The 6536-nt window shown below is 62.9% G+C and carries 5 protein-coding genes; all 5 read left to right on the top strand.

The annotated features are described in order from the left end of the window. Nucleotides 1–381 precede the first annotated feature (381 nt). The gene (locus M2427_RS41850) at nt 382–1536 is read left to right on the top strand and encodes a tyrosine-type recombinase/integrase (protein WP_280712538.1); all 1155 of its coding nucleotides are present in this window, start codon (nt 382–384) and stop codon (nt 1534–1536) included. Then, entirely contained in the window at nt 1472–3337 is a 1866-nt protein-coding gene (locus M2427_RS41845) for a hypothetical protein (RefSeq protein WP_246706076.1), read from the top strand. Before M2427_RS41850 ends, M2427_RS41845 begins: the two co-directional genes overlap by 65 nt. 72 nt (nt 3338–3409) lie before the next feature. Beyond that, entirely contained in the window at nt 3410–5215 is a 1806-nt protein-coding gene (locus M2427_RS41840) for an integrase (RefSeq protein ID WP_280712539.1), read from the top strand. Continuing rightward, the gene (locus tag M2427_RS41835; protein WP_156257021.1) at nt 5205–5687 is read left to right on the top strand and encodes a hypothetical protein; all 483 of its coding nucleotides are present in this window, start codon (nt 5205–5207) and stop codon (nt 5685–5687) included. The genes M2427_RS41840 and M2427_RS41835 overlap by 11 nt, the downstream gene beginning before the upstream one ends. Nucleotides 5688–5773: 86 nt before the next feature. Next, nucleotides 5774–6424: a plasmid pRiA4b ORF-3 family protein gene (locus M2427_RS41830; RefSeq protein WP_156257020.1), complete on the top strand. Its 651-nt coding sequence runs from the start codon at nt 5774–5776 to the stop codon at nt 6422–6424. Nucleotides 6425–6536 lie beyond the last annotated feature (112 nt).

Raw genomic sequence — 6536 nt, 5'->3', positions numbered from 1 at the left:
TTAGGTTCTGTATCGCAACTGTCCTCTTAGAGTCGTAGGTCCGTCATGGGAATCGACGACATTAACGGGGCATTTCGAGGAAGGCACACAGACGTCCGAGTCAAGCGTTCCCGCAGCGTAAGCGAGGACAACGCTTGACGCGGCGGCGACACCACAAACTAGTCAAATGGTTGCAGGCGAAGTCCTGCAACCCTGCCACGTGGCGAACGGGAGAGCGCGAGGGGAACCCCTCGCAATAAAACAAAAGAGTGCGCCGAAGGCGCTCCGCTTAGATAACAGCTGGCTCGAGAAACTGTCTCTTTGTTGCTGATGGAAGGGCTTGCGCCCTCCAGGGTGTCGTTTGCCATTTGGAAAGGTCGTGAGCAAAGAGGACAGAGCGTGGTGCGGATCATCAGGGCAGCGATGGGCTATGCTGCAATCCCGGCCGGCTTTCCGATCTTGGTGTCGGAACGGATGGCGATCATCGAGCCCGCGTTCGCTTGGCTGATGGAGCTGGCGACGATACCCGGCCGCAGCCACGCGGCGGAAACGGTCAGAACCTACGGCGAGCATCTTCACGACTGGTTCGACAGCCTGGAGCAGTCTGAGCTCGACTGGCACAGCGTGAGCGAGGCCGAGATTGCGGCCTGGCGCAATCGCATGCTGTCACAGCCGAGCCTGCATACGAAACGACCCTACGCGCGCTCGACGGTGAACGATCGGGTCCGCACGGTCTGCCGGTTCTATGCGTGGGCGCAAGGCCGTGGCTGGATCGAGAGCCTGCCGTTCCACTTTGTCGATGTGCGGGTGGGCTCCGGCCGGCGACAATCGTTCCTGGCGCATGTCGATGCGCGTCCAGGCGTCATGGCGGCAAACATCCTGACGGTAGCGGAGCACGAGCGTTTGCCGAGACCGTTGCGTGTCGATCAATTGCGTCGCGTCTTTGCGCATCTGGATATGCCCTACCGCCTGATGGCGGAATGGGCGCTGGCGACGGGACTGCGGCGCAAGGAGCTTTGCGGCCTCGCGGTCTTCCAGGTTCCGGAGACGGCGCATCTTGACGACGAGGATCATCCTTTGATCGGCGTGCCGCTGACGATCACCAAGGGTGACAAGCCGCGCACGATCTACCCGCCGATTCGCCTGGTCGACCGCACGCAGCGCTACATCGACGAGGTTCGCACGCCGCAGGTCCGGGCGTTGCGTCGAGGGAGGCCCGACTATCGGCCGCCTTCGGCTCTGTTCCTCAACACCCAGGGAAATGTGGTCAGCAAGGCGCGATTGACGGCGGTGTTTGCCGAGGCATTCCGCGCGGCTGGCGTGACCGGAACATTACATTACCTGAGGCATACATTTGCGATGACGATGCTGGTGCGATTGCAGAGGCAGGCAGCGACCACGCCCGACCTCAATCCGCTGAAGATCGTGCAGGTCCTGCTGGGTCACAGTTCGATCCAGAGCACGTCGATCTACCTGCGCTGCGTTGAGCTGAATGGGCGGGACCTCGCCGACGGCATCGACTATCTCTATGGCGAGTTGGTCCCCGATGGCCGTTAGACGCGAGCGCATCGACCGGAGGCTGTCGGCTGCGGCGCCGATCGTTCTGGATCAGCCAGCCGATACCATCGTCGTCTTCCGCGACGGCTGGGGCGAGGTTGTGAAACGCTACGATCTCGGCAGCCTCGGTTTGCCGTTGGGCATCGCGATTCTTCTGGCCGATGCCTTCCGTCATCATCATGCCGCCTCGAGCCGGGACACGCAGCGTCATTGCTGGATGGCGCTGCGCGCCTTTGCGCGCTTCGTGGCGGAGGACGGTCTTGTTCTGTCGGTCAACGATCTGACCAGTGCGATGGTTGGGCGCTACATCGCATGGCTGGATCGCCAGGTCGCAGGACAGACCAACCAGCCCTGGTCGAAGGGTTCGCGGGCGAATGTGCTCATGCAGCTTCGCCAGATGATCGACTGGACCAAGCGGCGGCATCCCTCCCGGCTGCTGTCGCGGATCGACTTCCCCTGGCGGGTCTGGCCGAACCGCATTGCCGATACCCGGCCGCGCCTTGGCGGAGGGGACCTCAAAGCGATCCTGCGCGCGTGCTATGAGGAGATCGACGAGGCATGGGATCGCTTCGAGGCTGGGCGGAAGATCATTGGGGCGCGCGGGCCGGTTGATGGCGTCGATCCCGAGCTTTGCGAACTGATCCGGGCGTTTGCAGCCGTGGGTGACGGTGTCCTGCCGTCGCGCACGGAAGCGATCCGTAGCGGCATCAACATATCGGCGGCCAACCGCCATGGCGGGCTTCGTCATCTTGGCGGCTACATGCACCTGACCGGCGAGACGGTCGCGGCGTTCTTCATCGCGCTTTCGATCCAGACGGCGGGCAATCCGGATGCGCTGCGGCTCATCACGCGCGATTGCCAGGTGGCACATCCGCTCGACGAGCATCGTATCATCGTCGAGTGGGCCAAGCCTCGGGCCGGCGCCAAGGTGAAACGCGCGCAAAGGCGATCGTTCGACCGCCGACGCCGCTACGCGGCGCCGAATCTGATCGACAGGTTGCTGGCGATGACGGCGCCGCTCGTAGCCCGGGCCAGCCGGCAGGATCGAAACCGCCTGTTCCTGGTGAAGAGCGAGAAGAAGAATATGGTCACGCTCATTGCGGAAGCGACCTTGTCGCACGCCCTGAAGCCGTTCATCAAACGCTCCAATGCCCGGATCGCCATCTGGAACAAGGCTGCACCGGAGCGCGCACGTCAGCTCTTGCCGGACTTTGCCGCCGTTCTGCTGCGCGGCAGCGTCGCCACCGAATATTACAAGGCGTCTGGCGGCGACATCGTCGCGACACAGGATGTGCTCAACCATGTCCGCGCCGACACGACCGAGCTTTACATCAAGGGGCCGCAGACGCGCCGCATCCAGCGCGAGACAATCGCCCGATTGCAGGAGCTGATGCTCGGCTGGATCGTCGGCGCGAAGGTGAACTGCGAGGATCGGGCGCAGCGCGACCGGATTGCGCTGGCGAGCAATGCGACGGTTCCGTTCAGTCATGATTGCCTCAACCCGGTCGCGGGCACAGCACCAGACTCGATAGCAGGTCGGGTCTGCCGGCACTTCGGCGGATGTCTGCGCTGCCCGGGACTGGTCATACCGATCAATGTGGAGCACATGGCGCGCATCCTTCAGGCGATCGGCGAACTGGAGCGGGCGCGTGAACGCATTGATCCGCGTCGCTTCGAGCTCCTGTATGCGCCGAGCCTGCGCATCTTGGTCGACGACATCCTGCCGGACTTCCCGCAAACACTGCGAGGTGATGCCGATCAACGAATGCTGGCCCTCGCACCGCTTCCGCCGCTGGAGTGAGCGATGACGGCTTCCACGGCATTCCCTCTTCCCGCCGAAGCACGTGCGCCGCTTCGGATCTCGACACGCTCGGTGTGGTTGGATCAGGTCTGGCATCTCGACGGGCGTCGCCCTGGCAGCAACCGAGCTGACTTCTCGCTCGACTGGAGTTTTGTTCTTGCTGACGACAGCCGGTTCAGTGATCCGCGATGGGCTGACTGGCGAGAGGCGGCGAAGCTGTTCCTGTGGAGCCTGAAGCTCGACCCGCCTCCTGGGTACCGCAACGCTCATGAAATGACGATCGTCTCCGTCTTCAATAGGTTGCGGATGCTGATCCGCTGGATGGCGGCGCAGGGATATCGGTGCTTTGCCGATCTCGACCGCGACGCCTGCGACCGGTTTATGACGGCGATGGCGCAGCGTCCGGGCCGCAAGCCGGGTAAGCCGCTGAAGAGCACCACGCTGCAAAACCACGCCAATCTGCTGACGCGCCTTTATCTGCAGGGAGCAAAGTTCCCGGAAGTGGCGATCGCCGATCCATTCCCGGGGATCGCGCCGCCGTTCGTTCGCCGCGACCGGGGCTGGCTGCCTTATACGCCGGACGCGATCGCTGTGCCCCTGGTCTCGGCGGCGCTGCGACTGATCGGGACCCCGGCCGACGACGTCATCGCTCTGCAGGCCCAGGCGCAGTCCGTCTATGACCATGCGCTCGCTAACGGGATCAGCCAGACGAAGGCCGGCTTCATCGTGACCGACGCAATCGCGCCGTTCACCTTCGCGACACTGCCTGGGGAGGAAGCTGCCTGGCACGAGGCGCCGGTCACCAGCACCAAGCAGCTGCGCTATGTCGCCGATCGCATTTACGACGCCTGCTTTGTGGTGGTCAGCTATCTTGTCGGCGCCCGGATCTCGGAGATCCTCGGCCTTCAGGTCGGCTGCATCCAGCAGCATCCTGCCGGGGACGGCAGCGAGAGCTTCGCCTATCTCGTCGGGCGGATTTACAAGACGGCGCGTGGCATCGATGGCGAAGCCCATCGCTGGGTTGCGCCGGCACCCGTCGAGCGGGCTGTCGTGGTGATGGAGCGGCTGACCGCCCGCCTGCGGGCCCAAAGCGGACGAGACGATCTCTTCCTGGCGATGGCCAGCAACGGGTTGGTCGGTCCTGCCGCCCGCATTGACCTCCCCGTCGGCTCCACGATCATAAGGCGGCTGAATGATCTGTTTGCGCCGTTCATCGGCCTGCCGGACCACGAGGGCGAGCCTTGGCATCTGAACACGCATCAGGGCCGCAAGACGTTTGCCCGCTTCGTCGGCAAACGCGACCGCACAGGCCTGCATGCGCTTCAGGCGCACTTCGGTCATGTGACCCGGGCCATGACCGATCGTGGCTATGTCGGAACCGACTTCGCGCTCGACGATCTGATCGACCGGCATACTCAGGAAGAAACCTGCGCCGCCCTGGAAGAGGTGCTAACGGCGACGGCGCTCGCCGGCAAGGGTGGACGCATGATCGCCGCTCGCTCGCAGTTCCGCGGACGCACACGCGACGGCGATGTCCAGGCTTATGTCCGCTTCCTGATGGAAGAGACCGACCTCCGCCTTGGGGTCTGCGACTGGGGCTATTGCGTCTATCGCGTCGAAACGGCTGCCTGCTTTGGCGACGAGCGTGGCCCGAATCCTGTGCTGAGAACCGAAAGCACGTGTCTCACCTGCGCCAACTTCGCCGTCACCGCCAGGCACAGGCCTGTCTGGCAGGCCCGCCGCGATCGCAATGCCGATCTTCTCGGCCATCCTGACCTGGACCCGGTCAGCCGGCAACTCGCTGAAACACGGATTGCCGAATGCGATCGCATCCTTGGCGAACTCGACCATGGAAAGGATGCTCGCCATGACGCGTAAGACCAGCAAAATGCCGGCCCTCACGCCTGCCGAAAAACGCCTGCGCAACACCCACTGCAAGCTGCGCGATGCTCTGGAACGGCTGGTGAAGGGTCTGCCCACACACACGGACCTGCAAAAGCGATCCTACCGGCTGACCGTCGCGACGCTTGCACGCGAGGCGCGTGTCGGTCGTAACGCCATCTACACCAACCATCGCTCGATGATCGATGAGTTGCGTCGCGCCAGCGATCGCAAGATCGTCCCCGAAAAGTTGGCGGCCTGGGAAGACAAACTCGCCCAGCAGCGCACTCTGATCCAGGTCTTGCAGATCGAAGAGCGGCGCATGGTGACGGAAAATGCCGCACTGCTGAAGCGCATCCTCGAAGCCGAAACGGAGGTTGAGCGGCAGAAGCGTCATAACGCCCGCCTGATCGCCGAGCGCGATCGCGCTGCGAAGCCAGTGCCGCTCGCTCGCGGGCCGAAATCCTGACGTTGTCTACGTTGCCGCTTCGTGTCGCCGCGCTCGCCGAAGGATATTTGTCGCCCCATCCATTGCCTGCGACAATCATGCGCGGCATGATCTGCGGCATGCTTGACCCCTTCGATCCAGACAGCTTCATTGTGCGCGCCGAGGTTCATATCCTCGACATCGAGCCCAGGATCAGCCGCACTCTCGAGCTGCCAATCACTCTCAACCTCGCCCAACTCCACGAGGTGCTGCAAGCCGCCTTCGGCTGGACCGACAGCCATTTGCATCAGTTCAATATCGGCGGTCTCATCTACGGGGCCCCGGAGTTCAATGAGGACGGCCTGTCCGACAGCCGGATCTTCGAGGCGACCGAGGTCAGGATGATCGACCTTCACTTTCCCTACGATCCCGACGAGAGCCCTCTTACGATCCTTTACGAATACGACTTTGGCGACAATTGGCGTCATCGGCTGCGGCTGGAGCGCGTCGCGCGCGAGGAGGGGACCAAATATCCGCGCTGCGTCGCCGCCAAACGTTCAGGTCCTCCCGAAGACTCTGGTGGGCCTTCAGGCTATGCCAACTTCCTCGAAGCCTGGCTCGACCCCGATCATGAAGAACACGAAGCCATGCATCGATGGGCTGGCCGCAAGTTCCACCCGGAGTCCTGCAATCTCGACGACATCAACAAGGCTATCGCCAAAGCACTACGCGCATCAAAGCGCGACTATCGCTTCCGTCGAGAAAGACATCGGGATTGACTCCCACCGGCTGCGATTCAAAGCCAAAAATACACCCAAAATGCAGGATGCAGCCAGAAAGGCCACAGAATCAGAGTCATCCAGCTAACAGGACACTTGACGCATAATCTAA

Source organism: Bradyrhizobium sp. BR13661, from assembly GCF_029892425.1.
Lineage (GTDB): Bacteria > Pseudomonadota > Alphaproteobacteria > Rhizobiales > Xanthobacteraceae > Bradyrhizobium.
This window is presented reverse-complemented; position numbering and strand designations above follow the sequence as displayed.

Excerpts from the sequence above, each read along its gene's own strand:
- M2427_RS41845 (WP_246706076.1), top strand. The coding sequence starts at position 1,472 with ATGGGCGGGACCTCGCCGACGGCATCGACTATCTCTATGGCGAGTTGG.
- M2427_RS41835 (WP_156257021.1), top strand. The coding sequence starts at position 5,205 with ATGACGCGTAAGACCAGCAAAATGCCGGCCCTCACGCCTGCCGAAAAA.
- M2427_RS41830 (WP_156257020.1), top strand. The coding sequence starts at position 5,774 with ATGATCTGCGGCATGCTTGACCCCTTCGATCCAGACAGCTTCATTGTG.